Source organism: Paenibacillus paridis (genome assembly GCF_006345825.1).
GTDB lineage: Bacteria > Bacillota > Bacilli > Paenibacillales > Paenibacillaceae > Pristimantibacillus > Pristimantibacillus paridis.
The window spans coordinates 1-19097 of record NZ_VCIX01000073.1; the positions used below are offsets into that span (position 1 = coordinate 1).

Annotated in this window: 11 protein-coding genes and 4 pseudogenes; 13 read left to right on the forward strand and 2 right to left on the reverse strand. The window is 38.6% G+C overall.

Translation table 11 applies throughout. The features are described from left to right. Positions 1–3 precede the first annotated feature (3 nt). The 9 genes and pseudogenes from FJQ58_RS33385 to FJQ58_RS05665 all read left to right on the forward strand — a co-directional run bounded on the left by FJQ58_RS33385 (position 4) and on the right by FJQ58_RS05665 (position 11384). Positions 4–261: pseudogene (locus FJQ58_RS33385) on the forward strand (YxiJ family protein). 249 nt (positions 262–510) lie between these two features. Further along, positions 511–840, forward strand: coding sequence for a hypothetical protein (locus FJQ58_RS05635; protein ID WP_139991456.1), 330 nt, complete (start codon positions 511–513; stop codon positions 838–840). A gap of 1323 nt (positions 841–2163) precedes the next feature. Next, positions 2164–2487, forward strand: a complete 324-nt coding sequence (locus tag FJQ58_RS05640; RefSeq protein WP_139991457.1) for a hypothetical protein — start codon at positions 2164–2166, stop codon at positions 2485–2487. Between the two features lie 2351 nt (positions 2488–4838). Continuing rightward, positions 4839–7727 carry a DUF4011 domain-containing protein gene (locus tag FJQ58_RS05645; RefSeq protein ID WP_476641269.1) on the forward strand — a complete coding sequence of 963 codons (2889 nt, stop codon included), beginning with the start codon at positions 4839–4841 and terminating at the stop codon, positions 7725–7727. Positions 7728–7743: 16 nt separating this feature from the next. Then, positions 7744–9615 carry an AAA domain-containing protein gene (locus FJQ58_RS05650; protein WP_162341329.1) on the forward strand — a complete coding sequence of 624 codons (1872 nt, stop codon included), beginning with the start codon at positions 7744–7746 and terminating at the stop codon, positions 9613–9615. Between the two features lie 52 nt (positions 9616–9667). Then, positions 9668–9784, forward strand: a pseudogene (locus FJQ58_RS33390) (hypothetical protein); the annotation flags it as partial. A gap of 408 nt (positions 9785–10192) precedes the next feature. Then, complete coding sequence (locus FJQ58_RS32850) at positions 10193–10543, forward strand: transposase (RefSeq protein ID WP_139991460.1); 351 nt, start codon at positions 10193–10195, stop codon at positions 10541–10543. Beyond that, complete coding sequence (locus FJQ58_RS33155) at positions 10540–10662, forward strand: hypothetical protein (RefSeq protein ID WP_274382316.1); 123 nt, start codon at positions 10540–10542, stop codon at positions 10660–10662. Before FJQ58_RS32850 ends, FJQ58_RS33155 begins: the two co-directional genes overlap by 4 nt. Before the next feature lie 338 nt (positions 10663–11000). After that, positions 11001–11384 (forward strand): DUF7674 family protein, encoded by a 384-nt coding sequence (locus FJQ58_RS05665; protein WP_138756414.1) that lies wholly within the window; start codon positions 11001–11003, stop codon positions 11382–11384. 65 nt (positions 11385–11449) lie between these two features. Here the strand turns inward: FJQ58_RS05665 and FJQ58_RS05670 are convergent, their stop codons facing one another. Continuing rightward, entirely contained in the window at positions 11450–12643 is a 1194-nt protein-coding gene (locus tag FJQ58_RS05670) for an IS256 family transposase (protein WP_139991461.1), read from the reverse strand. Here FJQ58_RS05670 and FJQ58_RS05675 point away from each other — a divergent pair. Both FJQ58_RS05675 and FJQ58_RS33395 read left to right on the forward strand, forming a co-directional pair. Continuing rightward, positions 12623–13186: a polymorphic toxin-type HINT domain-containing protein gene (locus FJQ58_RS05675; protein ID WP_238403834.1), complete on the forward strand. Its 564-nt coding sequence runs from the start codon at positions 12623–12625 to the stop codon at positions 13184–13186. The genes FJQ58_RS05670 and FJQ58_RS05675 overlap by 21 nt on opposite strands. A 206-nt stretch (positions 13187–13392) precedes the next feature. Further along, positions 13393–13515, forward strand: a pseudogene (locus FJQ58_RS33395) (CPCC family cysteine-rich protein); the annotation flags it as partial. Between the two features lie 1339 nt (positions 13516–14854). Here the strand turns inward: FJQ58_RS33395 and FJQ58_RS05685 are convergent. Continuing rightward, positions 14855–15356 (reverse strand): annotated as a pseudogene (locus FJQ58_RS05685) (SGNH/GDSL hydrolase family protein); the annotation flags it as partial. A 272-nt stretch (positions 15357–15628) separates the two neighbouring features. On the opposite strand from FJQ58_RS05685, the gene FJQ58_RS05690 reads away from it, so the two are divergent. Next, complete coding sequence (locus tag FJQ58_RS05690) at positions 15629–17425, forward strand: sensor histidine kinase (RefSeq protein ID WP_139991464.1); 1797 nt, start codon at positions 15629–15631, stop codon at positions 17423–17425. Continuing rightward, complete coding sequence (locus FJQ58_RS05695) at positions 17418–19034, forward strand: response regulator transcription factor (protein ID WP_139991465.1); 1617 nt, start codon at positions 17418–17420, stop codon at positions 19032–19034. The genes FJQ58_RS05690 and FJQ58_RS05695 overlap by 8 nt, the downstream gene beginning before the upstream one ends. The last annotated feature ends 63 nt before the right edge of the window (positions 19035–19097 follow it).

Sequence of the window (19097 nt, forward strand, 5' to 3'; positions counted from 1 at the left end):
TCATTGAATGGCGATTTTAACACCTACTGTATGAATATTGCGGGTACTTTAAGCTATGTCTTGACTGGTAAGATAGAAGATATTCCTCACCGATAAAGAGAATTGTTAGAGCTATCTTTTTTTAATTGGTACCCGCAGTATAGATTCATCGAGGGAAGTATTGGTAAGTACGCGGAGTTCTATAAAGAGTACAAGAATTTCGAGAAAGCTCGACTGATGCTTCTCGACTATTTAGAGGCAGCAGATAAGGGATTGAGCTAACGAGGAACTATAGCTTAACAATCATCAGGACGAGGCTGTCGGAATAAATCGGCAGCCTCGTTGAGCTAAAGGGCAGTTTACGACAATGAGTAAAGGTGATAAATGATGCATTAAAATTCACTATCCCTAGCCTTCAAAACAGGGATTTAGTAGAAAATATATAAAATTTAGAAATGATATTGGTGTTCGGATACGACATCTGAAAGCTTTCTTTTTATTTTGATGTAATTAGGATGTGAGGGTGAAGAAATGTCACTTGAAGACACAATCTATCAATATTACGAAACTATGTTACAGGGTCAGATGGAGGAGTCCCAAGAGCTTCTAGATTGGAATATTAATGAAGGTAGTATAATTGATTACTATGCAAACATGGGAAAGTTGTATAGGGAGTATTATCTTGTTTCCCTAGAAGACATTGAAATAACTAATACTAGTGTGATTAATGGAGTAGGTAATGTGAGTGTGAGATTGATCTATATGGACAAGGATGGTAAAGAAAGAAGCGAAATCAATAACGTTAAATTAAATAAAAATCCAAAAGGACTTTGGAAAATAACATCTATCAAGAGAGAGTGATGGTACTTATTGCAAGTTGTTATTCAACTCCCTCGGAAAGATGCAGTTTTCTCACAAATACTCACTTATTCGCAGGATTTCACCAGAAGTTAAATCGTAAGCCGGATAGAATAGGCGAGAGCCGTCTAAATGGGCATCCGGCAAGCATACGGGAACAGAAGGGGCGAGTTTTCGCTCCTTTATAATTGATCGCTCCACGCACCTCCAGAGGCTTTCACTCGCATTTCTCGACGGGTCTGACTACCCCATCGTACCGGAGTCGCTCGTTTTAATGCTAAGCGCAAAATTAACGCTCTACAGGAATCCTAACGGGTAACTATAGCTTCATAATCACCAAGACGAGGCTGCCGGCAAAAATGGTAGCCTCGTTGAGCTAACGGGCAGCATTCCTATTATGTAGAAATATGAGGTTTGAAACCTGTTGAAAGTGGCTCAGTTGGTATCAGGCACGATATGAAAATGCGCTACTCTAAAAACCTACAGGTTCAGGACAGGACTCTCCACTCCTATCTATACTTTTGCACTCAGAATGAGTGCAGGCTACCTTTTCAGGTGGCTTTTTTTATTGTTCTTGAATTGTCTAATCTCATAGTAGATATGGAATTCAATTGATCAATAATCCGAGCGAGAGTGCAGTTATAGGAAAATAATCCTTAAACTTTCCCTGAATAGATGGACACAAAGAAAACAATTTAATAACTCATGGATTGGTTAAAATGGGACAAAGTAAGAAATTTGACAAAACATTTAAGGAGCAGATAATTTTGCGTATTTTAGTTGAAGAATCAACAGCTTTTGAAACAGCCTGAGAACTGGGTGTACACTATGAGACGTTATAGGATTGGGTAATGTTGTATAAACAAGACGGCGATTAATTATTTACCGACAGTGGAAACCTTAAAGCGGAAGATGAACAAATATATAAGCTTCGTAAGTTCTCGCTGATCTGAAGGAAGAGAACGACATTCTAAAAAGACTGCAGCCTATTTTGAGAATAATCTGAAGTATGCATGTGTGACAAGTGGTGTCCAAGTAGAATATGTCTTTCTAATAATAAAACCTATCTTTTTAGTTGGTTTTGAGTTATTATTTTCGTAAATTCCAAATATAGGATAGTTTTGATGGCGTTACTAAATTGAAGAAGGCACTTTTAGTGTTCTTTATGTAACTATGTTTTCTTAAACAAACTCAAGTAAATATCAATCCAGAGAAGAGAGGGAAGTATAAATGATATGAACGTAGTAGTAACCACATATAAGTAAAATATTATTTATTTTTCTCATGCTTTTAGGTTGCACAAATCAAAAGGAGGCAACAAACAAAATGACAATTGATGATATAAATAATCGGTTTGATAATTTAAAATTACAATATAAAATAACAGGTCAAAGTGAGTTAATAAAAAGTAAATTGGCAATAGATCGACGATTATTTTTCTTGCCAATGTCTTGGGAAAGCCTGTCCGTTTACGAGTTTGTGAATGAACAAGATTTGCAAAATGAAAGAAATGAAATCTTGAAAAAAACGAAAAAAAAGTTTCCAGACACCAAAATGATTGAATATATACAAGGAAATATATATATTATTTATCCAATGGGCGAAGGGCAAGAAGAAACGCTTACGGTGCTTAATAAAATTTTCAAATAACTGTTTTGTTCATTTACTCTGTGTATTTGAAATTTACAGCTTAAAGCAATTTATCTTCATGGTGTAGTCAAAAACAGTGTTACTAATTCAGATGCTGTGCGTCAATTGTGAATTTCGCAATAATTGGTATAAATAAGAGATAAGCGGATATATCGTAAGTTATGTCACTTATCTCTTTATTTTCGCTCTTTTTTTGTGAACCCTGATCTTTCTATTATCATATTTTAATAGAATTTGGTCTTTATCCAAGCTATTTATAGACTCAGGATTTCTTGCATGAGGATAAGCATAGTGAGATCTGACTGACTTCTATTTCGACAGCATACTCAACTGTAAAAACAAGTAAGTTGACCCTGAGCTATTGCGACAGGTGTTTGAGCTACTGGCTAAGTATGCGTTGTTACGCCTGAGGCACTCATCGTTACATGTTCCTTTTGCTTGGTGACGAATTGGGGACGAATTTCGTCCCCAACCGTCCTAAGTAGTCCGAATGGATTGGAAGATGTTCAGCAAATACGCAATCAGGACATGGCTTCTGCAATCTTGATAGAATTGCACCGGACAGTCAATCCATCGTTGCGATGATGCGTTCATGGGGGTCAATTGCTTCTTCTTAATCAAGATCTATAATACAATAGACAGCTGTCGTTAGACATAGAGAGAACTATATAAATGAGAGCGGAATTGATAATTCTCTTAAGTGTTAAACCTACAGGTTCAGGACAGGACTCTCCACTCCTATCTATACTTTTGCACTCTTATTGAGTGCAGGCCACCCTTTAGGTGGCTTTTTTGTATACATGACCGATCAGCGTTGAACTTGCGGGAACCTGTAAGCGAACAGCTTCACTATTGAAATCGTTTATTAGTGAAGTTATCCGAAAGTTAGTGATATCGTGATTAGTCTGATGAAGTAGAATGGAATGGCATTATATTCCGGTATGTGGAACAATTTGAGCACTGTGGTTGCAGGTCAGGTCCCGCATGTGACCGGATGCCAAAGAAATGTGACCGGAATACCGGCTCTGCTTGCCGTCGCTGAGGCGAAAGGGGGACTGTGTCGGCAGTGGAGGTCGACGACGACCGTGATGATCTCGATCCTAAATAGTTCCAGTAATTCTCGCACCGTAGCTTGACGCATATATTGGTGATCTCCGGGCTCCATGTCGCGGTTTTAGTAAGCCACCACACGAAATGATAATAGATCCACAGCAAATGATAAAAAATCGCGTAAAGCCTTATAAATCAAGGGATATTCTCAAACGAAATGATAAAATGATATTTTGAGAACCAATGTTCTTATTTTTATAATTGTATTTTTACCACTCAATTTGATGAACGCTGGATTTAGCCGTTTTTAATCATTATCATTCCCATGGCATTGATAACCGACAAATGCTTATATAAATTTCCAGATGTAATGATAAAAGTATCAGGTTACATGATAAGACGCAATATGAAATGAAGTGTGGAAAATATCAAACTAGGAAAAATGACCCATTTATCATATAATTGAAGAGTAGGATTTTTTTGTAGTTATCGTTTTATACCGACTTTTGTAATTCTAAAAGGAGCTGTAGGATTCTGACCACAGATTATAATTACTGACCATAATGATCATATGTCACTAAGGTAGTAAAACTTTAATGACTATGTTAATCGGTGCGGGAGTAACGAGAAAATCGATCATCTAATTTTTAATGAATAAGGCGCCATTAAGCGCTTTTATTTTTTGTCATTTACTGAGAAGGGACTTTTGGAACGAGGAAATTAAAATGGAAAGGTCTTGACAACACTGTTGGCGACAAGCCGAGCTTGGTTTTCAGTCAGTGAATAAGACGGGACTTATTTTAATTGTTGAGTTTTCATGGGAATTTCAGTTGAAGACTAACTAAATTATCATTCAGCATAGGATGGGGACTAAAATGGAAGTAATAACAAATGGAAAAAAAGTTGAAAAGAAAGCTGCATCTGATAGTTGGAATTAATTCTGAATTGTGCCTTATCGAAAAAAACTGACTACTATCCAAGATGAATTGAATCGTTAAGTTGTGTATGGCTCCTCACATAAACACTAAAAGAGTACCTTGGCTTTTTTTAGAAGTGCTACCACGTGGTAATAATTAACCCATCCATTTGATTCGAATAAAATAACTAATTCCGAAAATGGAAGGGTGAGTTTATCAAAAAAATATGTATTATGTTCCTCAACTTTCTACATTTTTTAAGTATACTGCCTCATGTAAAGAGGAAAAAGAAAGACGTATGTCGAATAAAGTCGCTCATGAAATAGGGAAAAAGTGAATGAAAAGGAGTCTTTTGGAGTGAAGACTGATATATTCAACAAGAAAATGCATCGTTGGAAAACCAATTTAATTGATCTTTCCAAGCGTAATCGCTTAATTAATTTTAAAGATAATGTTACTTCAGCCGTTAAGTTCAATACAGATGTTAATGTCATGTATCAACTATTATCAAATGATAAATCCATTAAGGTTCAATCAATTACTGACCTTAAAAAATTTATTGATAAAGAAAAGAGAGCACGTCGAAAGAAGCTTGATCTAGCAGACGATGATGAAACAACCGAGTTTGACGACATTGAACAGTATGCATTTGAAAAGTTAGAGAACGTACTTCAGTCCATTCGCCTTAAAGCAAAATCATCACTTGATGAAAAAGGTGTTAATACCTTATTTGTAACCTTCGGACAATTAACATGGAAAGAGTCCAAGGATAGCAATATCGAATTGAATTCGCCACTGCTTCTCCTTCCCGTAACATTAAAGAGAGAGAGTTCGGATAAACCCTATTACATAGAACGTTATGATGATGATTTGACACTAAATCCCACACTTGTCCAAAAAATGAAGGTTGATTTTGGAATTGCGCTGCCTCCGATAAGTGATGATTCAGGTGAAATTATCATTGTTGATTACCTAGAAAAAGTTTCAGAAGCAGTCAAAGACATAAAGGACTGGTCCGTTACACAAGATGCTTTTATGGGATTTTTCTCTTTTAGTAAGCTCGTTATGTATAAGGATTTTGAACAATTCTCGTTGCAAATAAGTCAGCATGATATTGTTCAAAAACTTGCTGGTGTTTCCATGTATTATGAACAGGGTGATTATGAAGAATCCGACTCCATTAGAATTCATGATAAAGGATCGAAATCAGTAGAATCGTTTCAAATACTTGATGCCGACTCCAGCCAACAGGAGGCTATTTTAGCTGCCAATAATGGAAAGAGCTTTATTATTAGTGGTCCCCCGGGAACAGGGAAGAGTCAAACGATTTCCAATATCATCGCAGAAAGTCTTGCTAAAGGAAAGAAAGTTTTATTTGTCAGTGAGAAAAAAGCGGCACTGGAAGTCGTTAAAAAACGCCTGAACAATAAACAATTAGGCGATTTTTGTTTGGAACTACATAGTAATAATGCCAACAAAAAAGTTGTTCTAAGTGAATTAGATCGGACGTTAAATCAGCATCATTCACCTCGGCTAATGCAAGCTCCCTTTGACACTTTCGATAAGATAAAATTGCATTTGAATTTATACACAGAAGCTTTACACATGCCTGTTCAGCCACTTCAATTTACAGCTCATCGTATTCACGGAGAGCTATCTAAACTTGATCAATTGCAAGAGTTAACCTTTGCTATTAATAACGTAAGCAATGTCACTCCATCGAAGCTCAGAGAGATACATGATCTTTTAGAGCGATTAAGGCAGTTCGCTCATGTCTTAAAAGGTAGTGAATCTCACCTATGGAGTGGATCTATTGTAAAAAAGTTTACGCTTGAGTTACAGAGTGATATTTCGGTTAAATTCAAACGATTATCAAGTGTACTGCGCTCTATAAGCGAAACCATAGAGGTTTTGATTGATGAACTCGGATTAAATTGGCAAGCTGCGCCGGATAGTTTTATCCGATTACAAACCATAAACGAATTGTTAAAGAACATTCCTGTTGTACCAGAGGAGTGGCTTCGCAACGATGATCAGTTGACTTTTAAGACCTCGCTATATCAGGATGCAACGAAGAAATTTGAAGACTATCATAAAGCAAAGCAATTAGTGGTTCCCTCCTATGATGAAGAGGTTTGGAAGCTTCATGTTGACGAAGTCGTATCGAGTCTCTCCAAAGCAAGAGCCACTTTACTTGATTCTTTGCAAGAAGCAGAAGGGTTTATAAACGAGTTAATTGTTACAGAACAGCCGACACTAAATGATCTCAAATCATTTCAACAAGCCTTGTCAGAACTGACGGTAGCAAGCACTGACATTTCAAATTTTTTGGGAATGGAAGTAGATTCTTTTACCCTGGAACAAGTGTTGAATTATAAATTCATTTTAGAGAAAATCAGTTTGCGTCTTCGCCCGACAAACTATTGGTTTAACACAGAGACATTTGGCAAGGTCAAAGAAATCTTGATGGAAGCACGTACTAATGTTGAGGAATATTTGGATGACACTGCTGCGTTTAGCCAAAAATATGACCGGGCACTTTTAGATCGTGAAGAATTAGATGGTATGCTTGAACGCTTTATGATGAATTATACAAGTTTCTTTCGTGTTTTTAATCGCTCGTATCGTAACGATCAGAAAATTTTTAATTTTTATCTCAAAACAGGTTCTAAGCCAAAGTTTGACGAGCTTCTGCGAGATGTGAAAATGGTGGAACGTATAAAGAAGAAGAAAAAATGGTTGGAATCTGAGAAAGATCTCCTAAAAACCTGGCTGGGTGATCACTATAAAGGGATCGACACTAATTGGAACTTATTAACGGAGCAAATCGCACACATTGAGAGCCTAAATTCCTTTATCACGAATCATCTTATTCCCATTGATAAAATTAAAAGCTTGATGTTGCAATCCACTTTGAGCCAAATGGAGTCCATTGACGTACTGTATAAAAAAACTGTACGTGCACTTTCTGTTTCTCATGAGATGGCTACGAGCGTTAAACCCTTACTCAATAAGTCGCTGGCTAATGAGATCGAAAAAATGCCTGTATCAGAGCTTAAGCAAGTCGCAGAATCCGTCATCATTACTTCTGATCTGTTCCTAGGAGCAAAAGCTAATTTAGATTTGTATGCAAAGCAAGCATCATTTACCACTTTTAATGATGTCTTATCCGACCTCTCAGCTATACGCTCTTATAAAGAAACTAAGAAAATTATTGAAGAAAACTCCGAATTGTTTAAGAATACCTTCGGCTCTTTGTTTGTTGNTGTTTAAGAATACCTTCGGCTCTTTGTTTGTTGAATTTGATACCAATTGGGAAACAATTTTAAATTCTCTGGAATGGATTAAAAATCTCAAACAGGTGATTATGGGGAGCATTCCGGAAGCCATAATCCGTGCAGTCAGCACCCTAGATCTCTCAATGTCACAGATGGTAGACGGAGGGATTGAACAAGTAAGAAAACGTCTCTATGACAGTTTAACTCTGATGCAATTTTTTAACTCCATATTCCCACAAGAAGCAGCTATCATTAGTGGGAAAACCTTGAAAGAATCGGAATACCGCGTATGTGCGGATAATATGGATAAGTGGGCAGTTGAGTCATATAAGTTGGAAGAATGGACAGCAGTTCAACAAATATTATCAGACGCGGAAAAACTGGGTATTCAAGAGTTTATACAAGAAGTTAAAGTGATGAGTTCAACGGATCAAGTTAACTTTACAGCTATTTTCTTAAAACGATTTTATAAATTGTGGTTGGATTTTGCCTATGAGTCTCTTCCAGCACTTAATCACTTTAATGCGGATCAACATAGCAAGTTAATTACTGAGTTTAAAACTTTAGATAAGTCTCAGCTAGATACGAATGGATCCCGCATCCATATGATCTTAAATAACAATAAAAAATCTCGAATTTCAAGTCTTGATTTTGGTCTTCAGGTCGGTTTACTAAAAAAGGAAATATCAAAGAAAAGCAAGCATAAACCTATCAGAAAGTTATTTTCTGAGATACCTGACGTTATCTTTGCGCTTAAGCCTTGCTTGATGATGAGTCCCATGTCCGTAAGTCAGTTTATAGACGCTTCAGTTATTTCATTTGATACGGTTATCTTCGATGAAGCTTCTCAGCTTTGTACAGAAGATGCTGTGGGTTCCATTTTTAGAGGGAAACAAATAATAATCGCCGGTGATAAGAAGCAACTTCCGCCTACACGTTTCTTTGGTTCATCTGTTGAGGACGATGAAGAGTTTATCGATGAAGAGGACGAGAGCAATGACACTTACGAAAGTGTCCTGGAAGAGGCATCAATCTTTATGAAAGTTAAACCTTTGCAATGGCATTATCGCAGCAAACACGAGTCATTAATAGCTTTTTCGAATAAAGAGATCTATGATGATCAACTATACACATTCCCGAGTTCTGGAAATGGAAAACATGATGGTGTGTCACTTGTCTATGTCTCAGATGGAGTTTATGAGCGTAGTACAAGCCGTCGTAATCTGATCGAGGCGAAGACGGTTGCTAAACTTGTCTTTGAGCACATCGAAAAATCACCAGAACGCAGTTTAGGTGTAATTGCATTCAGCGAAGCGCAACAGCAAGCTATACTCGATCAAATACATGCAATGCGAAAACAATATCGTGACCCAACAGTAGAAGCCTTTTTTGATGATAGCAAGAGCGATTATTTCTTCGTAAAAAATTTGGAGAACGTACAAGGTGACGAAAGGGATACTATTTTCTTTAGTGTTGGTTATGGTAAAGACGCAAATGGAGTTATTTATTATAACTTTGGACCTCTTAACAAGCCTGGCGGTGAGCGTCGTTTAAATGTTGCGGTCACGCGTGCGAAGCACGAAATTAAGCTAGTTTCAAGCATCCTTCATTCGGATTTGGACGACGCGAAACTAAATAAACGGGGACCTCAGCTCTTAAAATCTTATCTGTACTATGCAAGCACAGCTGGTGAATTTAGTGCGAATACAGGCATTCAAAACGACGGAGAGTTTGATTCTCCACTTGAAGAAGATGTTTATGAAGCTCTAACAGCACGAGGACTCATACTTCGTAAACAGGTTGGCTGCTCATCATATCGCATCGATCTGGCTGTTGTAGATCCCAACAATCCAGGTAATTACATCCTAGGTATAGGAATGTGATGGTGCGGCATATCATTCGTCCAAGACAGCTAGGGACAGAGACCGACTCCGTCAAGAAATCCTAGAATCGTTAGGGTGGAAAATACATCGGATTTGGTCACAGGATTGGTTCAGGAGAAAACAAGATGAAATTAGGAAATTGTTGAAAGTAATGGAAGAAAATAATTAGAATAAAAACCAAAAAAAGGATATTATCTTCTAAAAGCGTTGAAAAAGAGGACCAGTTTAATATGCAGGCGGCCAAACTTCTTTACTGTGGATACTGCATTTCTCTTATTCGACTTAGATATATTATTGCAATAAAATGCTTCGATTTGCTTGAATATGTAAATATATAATAGAACCGAGCTAGACTTTCACATGTTTAGTTTAATCAGTTTCTTTTTTACCTCCTCAATTTATTCGTATGAAATGAAATCAGGATACTGCAATGTTCAATACACATTCTTGTTTGACGCTTACCATTGATCGGCTGCTTCATTACGCTAACTGTGCAGGATAAATGTAGTCTTGAATATCTACGATATAATTAACTGATGCTATGAGTGATTTTTTAATCTAAAGGGGATAAGACAAAATGAATGATGAAGAATTTATTAAGGATATTTATCAATTAATAGTTAGAGATAACCTTGAGATATATCGCAATATTTTTACTAAGACTGATATAATGACAATAACGGACCCTTATTGGAAGAGAGCTATGCAACTATTTGAGGAACTGCCAGAAGAGAATAAAGAGATACTTCTAAATATCATAGAACAAGTTCAGGTTGATACCACGTCAACATTACTAGGTATTTTAGATGGTGTAATATCGCTTAGAGATCCAGAAATTGAGTTGAAGCTTACAACTAAAGGACAAGAAGCGGTATTAAATGGGGATTTACAAGATAAATTCTTAGAATTTGATGAGGAAAATCGTTGAGTATTAAAAAACGGGTAGCGATAGTTGCTCACTATGATGATTGGCTGCTTTTTATTACGCAATTGGAAGAGTTTAAGGGGGCGCGCCGCTTCCCTGAAGATCTTGATAAAAACGATTGATACTGATGTATCGCTTGGTGTTCAGCAAATAGGTAGCATTCCTATTATATAGAAAGATGAGATTTGAGACAGTGGCTCGGTTGGTATCAGGCACGGTATGAAAATACGCAACTCTAAAAAACTACAGGTTTAGGACAGGACTCTCCACTCCTATCTATACTTTTGCACTCATTATGAGTGCAAGCCACCCTTCCAGGTGGCTTTTTTTATTGCTCGTGAATTGTTTTGTCTGCTGAAGGCTAAGAATAAGATTTATTTAAACGTTAATATGAAAGGGTAGGATAGTTCAACATAAACATAGGGAAGATGATACTATTGAAATATAGGAGCTGGTGGTTATGAATATAAAAACGGAAGAATTCTTTAGAAGAATGTTGCATTTCTTACCATCAACTGAGGCTGCGTATAAAGAATCAATCGCGACATACGGTGAAGTGTTAGAAACTATCATAGTTGAGGGTATCTTCATGCCTGAAATAATTAAACTATTAAGTGAAGAAAGAAATATCAATCTGTTAGATAAAATTTTTAAATATTTTGAAGAAGTATCTAATGACGAAGATGCTCATTTAATGAACCTTTTTTCAGTTACGGTTTTGGAAGTCCTCGGGAATGACAGATTAATTCTAGTGACTGCACGAAAATACATGGGTACTAAAACGATACAACTTCAAATTGAAGCTGATAGAGATATAGGCAGAGAAGTCCCCGACTTCGACTAACACCATATGAGGGTCTGTCAAATATTTTGTGTAAACTCTCTTAATGCCTTCCCCCCGAGGGGGATTTATCGTAAATACTGGCCAATGCGATCCGGAAAGAACACGGAAAGTTGCAGCAGCATTTGACCCCAATTCTGTACACGACCCGTCCATTTACGGGTGACATCCATGGTTGCTAGATAAAGCATTTTTAGTAAGGATTCGTCTGTTGGAAAGATGCTTTTACCTTTCGTTACCTTACGTAATTGACGGTGGTAACTCTCAATAATGTTAGTGGTATAGATGATTTTACGGATCTCTGCGGGGTATTTGAAGAAGGTAGCAAGCTCATCCCAGTTATTACGCCAGGAACGAATAATGAGCGGATATTTGCTCCCCCAGGTTTCCTCGAACCGATCAAGCTCTACAAGAGCCATCTCCTCATTAACGGCTTTGTAGATGGGTTTCAGATCAGCAGTTACCTTCTTCAAATCCTTATAAGAGACGAAACGAGTGGAGTTTCGGATCTGATGGACGATACACTTTTGTATTTCTGTTAGGGGGTAACAGGCGGAAATCGCTTCTGTGAAGCCTGTTAAGTTGTCTACGCACGTAATGAGTATGTCTTGTACACCGCGATTTTTCAGATCATTCAAGACGCTAAGCCAGAACTTCGAAGACTCATTTTCCCCAATCCACATGCCCAATACATCTTTACAACCATCAAGATCAATCCCAATGACCATGTATGCTGCTTTGTTGACAATAGCACCATCCTGCTTCACCTTAAAGTGAATCGCATCAAGGAAAACAACGGCGTAAACGCCTTGTAACGGCCGATTCTGCCACTCTTTAATGAGGGGAATAATCTTGTTCGTGACATTGGATATGAAGGTGGGAGAGACCTCAATGCCATAGAGATTTTGGAGGTGATCTTGAATCTCTCTGGTACTGACACCTTTGGCATAGAGCGCGATCATTTGATCTTCAATGCCGGTCACGTTGGATTGGTGCTTCTTCACAACAAGCGGCTCAAATTCACCTTCACGGTCACGAGGAACAGCGATTTCCTGCTCCCCATACTCGCTAATGATGTTTTTCTTGCTCTTGCCATTGCGGCTATTGGACGTCTGCTTCTTCTGCGTTTCATGTTTCTGGTAGCCAAGATGCTCATCCATTTCAGCCTCTAGCATCTCTTGGATCGTCTCGGCAAATAACAAGCTGACGAAATTTATAAGGTTCACGTCGGTGATGAAGTTATAGAAGCTACTGCTGAACATTCATTTTGGCTCGATAGCAAAGGATGGACGTTCGTCAAAGACCTGAAAGTTGGCGATTTGCTTGTTTCAAGTGACGGTACTAAACTGGCAATAGTTAAGATTGAAAAAGAGCCACGTGAAGCAACGGTTTATAATTTTGAGGTTGCGGATTTCCATTCTTATTTTGTGTCCAATCTTGGTGTTTGGGTGCATAATTGTGCTGTTAAGGGTGCGGGTAATTCCGTGTGGCAACCAACAGCAAAGAATGCTGACTTATGGAATAAGGGAAAATTAAAAGCACATTTTGACAAACATGGTAGTACGGAGTTTGGAGCAAAATCATCTAAAGAATACTCTGATATGGCTTATGAATTTGGCACTAGAATTTCTGATAGTATTGTACAGACGACTACGAATGGATATGTAAATAGATATGAGCCATCCACTCAATCTATATTTGTTGGAACAGAGAATGGAGGTAGAATTAAATTTTTTTATAAATGGGATGGTCGTCCTGATGATATGGTGATTCAGACATTAAAAGAACAGGGGCTAATAAGATGAATAATATAACTAGAGAAAATGCGTTTAAAATAATTGAATCAGTACGTAACATAATAGGAAAAGAGATAGATTTATCCGAGTATTTGGAAGAAGAAACGTCAATCCTTAATAAGGAACAAAATGAGGTAGAAATTGATTTTCAAGGTGTTAGTAATGGTTTTTTAGCAGAAATAGTTCATGCTATTTCTGGATATCAAGTAGAAGTCATTGGTGAGGTAGAAGAGTTATATTCTTGTCCTTGTTGTGGGTTTAAAACTTTAACAGAACTTTATAGTGCGTTTGAAGGAGCAGGTTATGATATTTGCCCATATTGCAAGTGGGAAGATGATGGAACTTCGGACATAAATTCTTATAGGTCTATTAATAAAGGGAGCATAGTAGACTATCGCAATGAACTTCGCATAAACTCCAATAAGTACTATACAAATAAATGGCTAGATGGGAAAGGTTAATGTTTATCTAGCAGATTTTTCAAAGTAACCTTTTGCTTGTGGAAATACAACTATTAGTTAAATTATTATTGGTGGAGGCTACCCAGTGTCGAATGAACCTGTCATTCAACCAATAACACATATAATCTATGAGTACACGTATGAAGATTTCTCCATTTCGGTTGTACGCACATCAATTACTTTAATTTTATAACATAAATATCACTATTCCGTTACGTAAAACAGGTTGATTACGGTCAGATAACACCATGATTGACCTGTTTTTTGTTATCATCGCTTTCTTACGATTTTTTCTAATTTGAACCATTTTCTCCAGTAAGTACATCGTTCGTTATCTGTTACTTAGGAGAAGACCCAACTATATTAAAAAAACTAGTCCTTCAATAGGAATGGAGGGAATTTAAATAAATTATATGCGGCGTCAATTGATATGATTACGTCAACTCAAGTTTCTCAATTGTAAGAAATAGTAATTTGTCAAAAAATACCAATATCTATTACTTTCGATAAAGGAATAAAATTATTGTTTGATTCACGATTTGTAATGGGCAAACATCAATTGGAAACCGGAATTAAAGTACCGACGTATTCGACTATGATTTATTATAGCTCAGGTTGGAAGGATACAGATATCTATGAATTGTGTCAATATGGCCAAAAAATACAGACAAGTAAGAGGAGCATAAAAATAATCGGGAATTCGAGTTGGTAAGATTTAATGATTTAGCAACTAAACTTGAAAAATTATCAATGAAAAAGCTAATACATAAACCGCATTTAGACTAGTCATCAATCTCTTACTTTATAAGGATTCTTCCTTCATCTTCATATTTGATCCTAAAATCGTCTCGAATATTATGAGAGATTAATCGATAATTCTTTTAAGGGTAAAACCTACAGGTTCAGGACAGGACTCTCCACTCCTATTCAAATCCTATAGTGCTCATCATGAGTACGGGCCACCCTTTGGGTGGTTTTTTTGGTGATATTCCTTGATTTTTTTCGTAGCTTGATTTTATATTTTAAATTTCTTGTATTTCTCCCCATCTAAAATGAATTTCTTTAGTTTTGTATGGAATGATTTTTTCAATAATTAGTTCCGTCATAATACGTTTGTCTCTTGAATCAAAACGTTTACTCCGTAAGCATGTGGAGGAGGGGCCGGTCCGGAGGCTTCATGGAGGAGTGTTACAAAGAATAATACGAAATGATGATAAGACCAAAAGGTATTGTCTTCAGCGATTGGATGATTCCAGAAATCGATAGGCATTAATTTGTACTCGCCGCTAAGTGAACGAACGATTTCATTTGCTTGTAACAGCTGTTCTTTTATTACTTTTTTTTTCATCAGGAAAAGGCAATCTAGCTGTAAAGTCGGGAAGATTTCCGATTATAACAGCAACGCCTGACTTGCTTAACGCATCTATCATGAGCGCCATTTTCGACTTATACTCATTGAAGTTCCAGCGTCCTTTTAAAATATCATTTGCGCCTGCGATTAGGCTGACTAAGTCAGGCTCTAGTGCTAGAGCCTCTTCTAGCTGCTTTAAGCGAATTTCTTTGGTTATCAATCCATGTTTAGCCAAATTGGTGTATTTTAATGCGGGCTCATGCAGTTCGGCGAAGTGATGGACCCAGCTCTTTAATGGGCTCTCCTCCACTTCATTACCAATACCTTCCGTAAAGCTATCACCTATTGCTACAAATTGTTTCCAAATCGTTCACCTCTTTCTATTTTATGTATACCTATAGTATAAGATACCGAAGTAATGGAGTCGAAGACTAGATGAATCAAGCTATTGATTTATCTAGTCTTTTTTCTGTCCAAATGTTAAAAACGTCAATGTTGAAAGCACATGAAATCGCTTAACATTAAACTAGTGTTTGTATTGCTTTTGAGCCCAATCTTCTAAATAATGAAAAAGTGTATACGGTGAAGCCGCATCATTTGCAAGTGTAAACAAAAAAAACGAGTCTAAGCTGCTGCTTCATGGCAATCTTAGCAAAAATGGAGGCGGTACTTATCCGTACAGGGTTTAGCAGAATAAAGAGCTCACTGTTGTTTCGCTTCGCGTTATTGCTGGCTTTGTTGCTGATACCGATTATCTTGATCGGGAACAACTTTTATTCTGGAGGCAGGGAGCTGCTGCGAAGGGAAATATCCAACTCGATGGAGTCGAGGGTTGATGCGAATATGCGTGCGATGGAGAAGGAAGTCGAACGGATTCAACTGCTGCAGTTTGAATTAATTAACGACGAATCGCTGAACAAGCTGGCGGTTATTCCAGACTACATGAATCAATATGACAAAAGCCAAGCCATATTAATGGTACAGGACAGGCTGTTTGCACTAAAAAACAGCAGTGTCTATATATCGGATGTGTCCGTACATATTCCTTCCCTTAACCGTACGATATCCGCTATGCAGGGAACGGGCGTGATGATGCATGAACAATTTAATGCTACTAGTGAGCTGGCTAGAAAGAGTCCGGGAAAAGCGATCTATTTCCTCAATCATATTCCGTATATTGTACTTGTTCACGAGGTGCGTGGTTTGTACGAAGCGGAAAATGCGATGTATTCCATTATTGTGGAGCTCTCGCCGAATGAGCTAAGCAAATCACTTTCCTCTTTAGAGAGCAGCGAGAATAGCGGCTCCGTTCTAAGCGATCCGAATGGCGATTTTATTATTCGCACTCATCATTATGAGAATCCCTATTTGAATCAGTACATCGATCAATATAAATCGGGTGCACCGAATGAATATGAGAATATTAGGAGTGTCGGTGAGGGAGATGATAGAGTGCTCGTATCCTCTCGGTTCTCTGAGCTTCTTGGGTTCTCGCTCATTCATTTTGTCCCTGAGAAACATTTGTTCAATAATTTACATCGTTACCAGCAGCTGTTCTGGGTGTTAATTGCCGTATTCCTCTTCTTTATTATGGTTTTGTGTCTTTCCTTGTACCGCATGATCCATCGGCCGCTGCTGGCTCTTCTGCGCGCATTTAGGAAAATGGAGAAGGGCGAATTGGACGTAACGATTACCGAGAACAGCCGCAGCGAGTTCGGATATCTGCTCCAGGGCTTTAATAAAATGTCCCGTTATATGCGGGATTTGATTGAACAAGTATATACGCACAAAATATTAGTTCAACGGGCTGAGCTGAAGCATCTACAATCACAAATTAACCCGCATTTTCTATATAACAGCTATTTCACGCTGTATAACATGATTGCGGTAGAAGATCATGACAGTGCCAAGCAGTTTGCGTCACAGATGGGCAGCTATTTACAGTATATTACCCGCAATTCCTCAGATGAAGTACCGCTTTTCGAGGAGGCCAAGCATGCCACAATTTATGCTGAAATTCAGGGCAGGCGCTTTCGTCTGCGGATGAAAGCCAAGTGCGGCGAAGTTCCAACCGCTTACCTTGAGGTTAAGGTACCGCGCCTTATTCTTCAGCCCTTAATCGAAAACGCTTTCGAGCATGTATTTGATCATATAGAGGAAGGCGGACTTCTGTCTATCACTTTCGAAGAAGCAGAGGATTGTTTGTTGATTCGTGTGGAAGACAATGGCCTATTATTGGATCAGGAACGGTTGGAGACGCTAGAGAAGCTGCTGAGAACGGATGAAAGTACGATTGAAACGACTGGCCTTCTAAACATACACCGAAGGTTGCGGATGAAATACGGGGAGCGAGGCGGAATCGTTGTAGAGCGCAGCCGCCTTGGAGGATTGGAAGTTCGTTTGACCATATGGAAGGAGGACAAGGCGTATGCTTAGATTGTTAATTGTTGATGACGAGCCCGATATTGCGGACGGCCTCTATACGTTTCTTCAGGAACGTTTTCCGATCGAGTTCGAATTGTATAAGGCTTATTCTGGAAAGAGCGCTCTCGAATGGTTAAGGAGGGGAAGGTTTGACATCGTTATGACCGATATTCGAATGCCTGTTCTAAGCGGTCTGGAGCTTCACAAGCATATTCGCAGGTTATGGCCTAGATGCAAAGTTGTTTTTTTGACCGGGCATAGCGAATTCGATTATGTATACGAGGCTATCCATTATGACAATACCAGCTATCTTCTTAAGACGGAAGGCCATGAGAAAATTTTGGATACGATTGGCAAGCTGGCAGAGGATATCGCCGGAGAACAGCAGATTGAAGGCCTTATGGGCAAAGCGATACAGCAGATGGAGCAAACGCTGCCGCTGCTTCAAAACGAGCTGTTAAGCGAACTGCTCTATGATGAATCATTTGATAGGCGCAGCAGGTGCAATCAGTTCGAGGAGCTGGGTATTCCGCTCGATCCGAAGAATCCAGTTCTCCTTATGATGGCTAAACTGATCGGATTGGATTCTGGATCACGGCACGCTGGAAAAGCGCAGCTGCATGCAGGGATGAAGGTAATCGAGGAGCAGTATGGTTATTCCCACTTGCATATGAAGTATATATTTGTGGACAAGGAAACAATGGCATGGTTCATCCAACCGGCATCCAGTCATCTAAGCGAACCGATTGAACAATCTGCTTTGTGGAGCGACACTCGACTAGCGGTTCGGGAATATGCGGAGAATGCAGAGGCTGCCTTTCAGCTCTCTTTCCATATTTCATTATTTTTTCTGCTGGACAGGTCTCCTTGCGAGTGGGATGACATTGCCGACCGATGGGCGATGTTGGAGCATGAGTATCACCGTCAATCCGGTGATCGAAATGGTGTTGTTCAAGTTGAATTCGGCGAGTCCGAGCTTTACCTTGCAAAGATGCTGCGCAAAACGGATTTGTTTGGCGAATATTTAGCAAACGGCCAAACCGAAGCATTCGATTCCGCCTGGGATCGCTTCAAAGCTGAGCCCATGCGAATGGAATCGGTTTACTCTGCGCTATCGCTTGTTTTCCTGCGCCATATTCATCGATTTAATTTGCAGGAGCGTCTATCGGTACGCATTGATTTGTCGGTTTTAATGCAGCCGGCAGCTGATCAAGTGAATCTGGCATCCTATATGGATTATTATTATCGACTTGCCATGACGATTTTTGAGATGCAGCAGCAGGACCAGGCTGAACGCCGCGACCGGACCATTGATCTTGTGAAGAGCTATATTCACGATCACCTAGGAGAGGATCTCTCTTTGGTACGTTTATCTGAGATTGTACAATGGAATCCGTCTTATTTATCCAGAGCATTCAAAAAGGTAACGGGTACAAACGTGCTCACTTATATCCATGAGGCTAAGCTGAAAGAAGCGATGCGGATGCTGCTTCAACCAGATTTGAAAATTCATGAAATAAGTGCCGCGCTTGGCTTTATTTCACCGCCCCATTTTACACGATTCTTCAAGAAAGCAAGTGGTTATACCCCACAGGATTACCGTTCGCTGGAAGTACGATGATGGCTGGGCTTGCTCGGCAAATTTTTGCACATAGGTAAAAAATAGATAAGCAGAAGTAAAGAA

Coding starts and splice junctions, on each gene's coding strand:
- FJQ58_RS05635 (WP_139991456.1), top strand. CDS start 511: ATGTCACTTGAAGACACAATCTATCAATATTACGAAACTATGTTACAG.
- FJQ58_RS05640 (WP_139991457.1), top strand. CDS start 2,164: ATGACAATTGATGATATAAATAATCGGTTTGATAATTTAAAATTACAA.
- FJQ58_RS32850 (WP_139991460.1), top strand. CDS start 10,193: ATGAATGATGAAGAATTTATTAAGGATATTTATCAATTAATAGTTAGA.
- FJQ58_RS05665 (WP_138756414.1), top strand. CDS start 11,001: ATGAATATAAAAACGGAAGAATTCTTTAGAAGAATGTTGCATTTCTTA.
- FJQ58_RS05670 (WP_139991461.1), bottom strand. CDS start 12,643: ATGTTCAGCAGTAGCTTCTATAACTTCATCACCGACGTGAACCTTATA.
- FJQ58_RS05690 (WP_139991464.1), top strand. CDS start 15,629: ATGGCAATCTTAGCAAAAATGGAGGCGGTACTTATCCGTACAGGGTTT.
- FJQ58_RS05695 (WP_139991465.1), top strand. CDS start 17,418: ATGCTTAGATTGTTAATTGTTGATGACGAGCCCGATATTGCGGACGGC.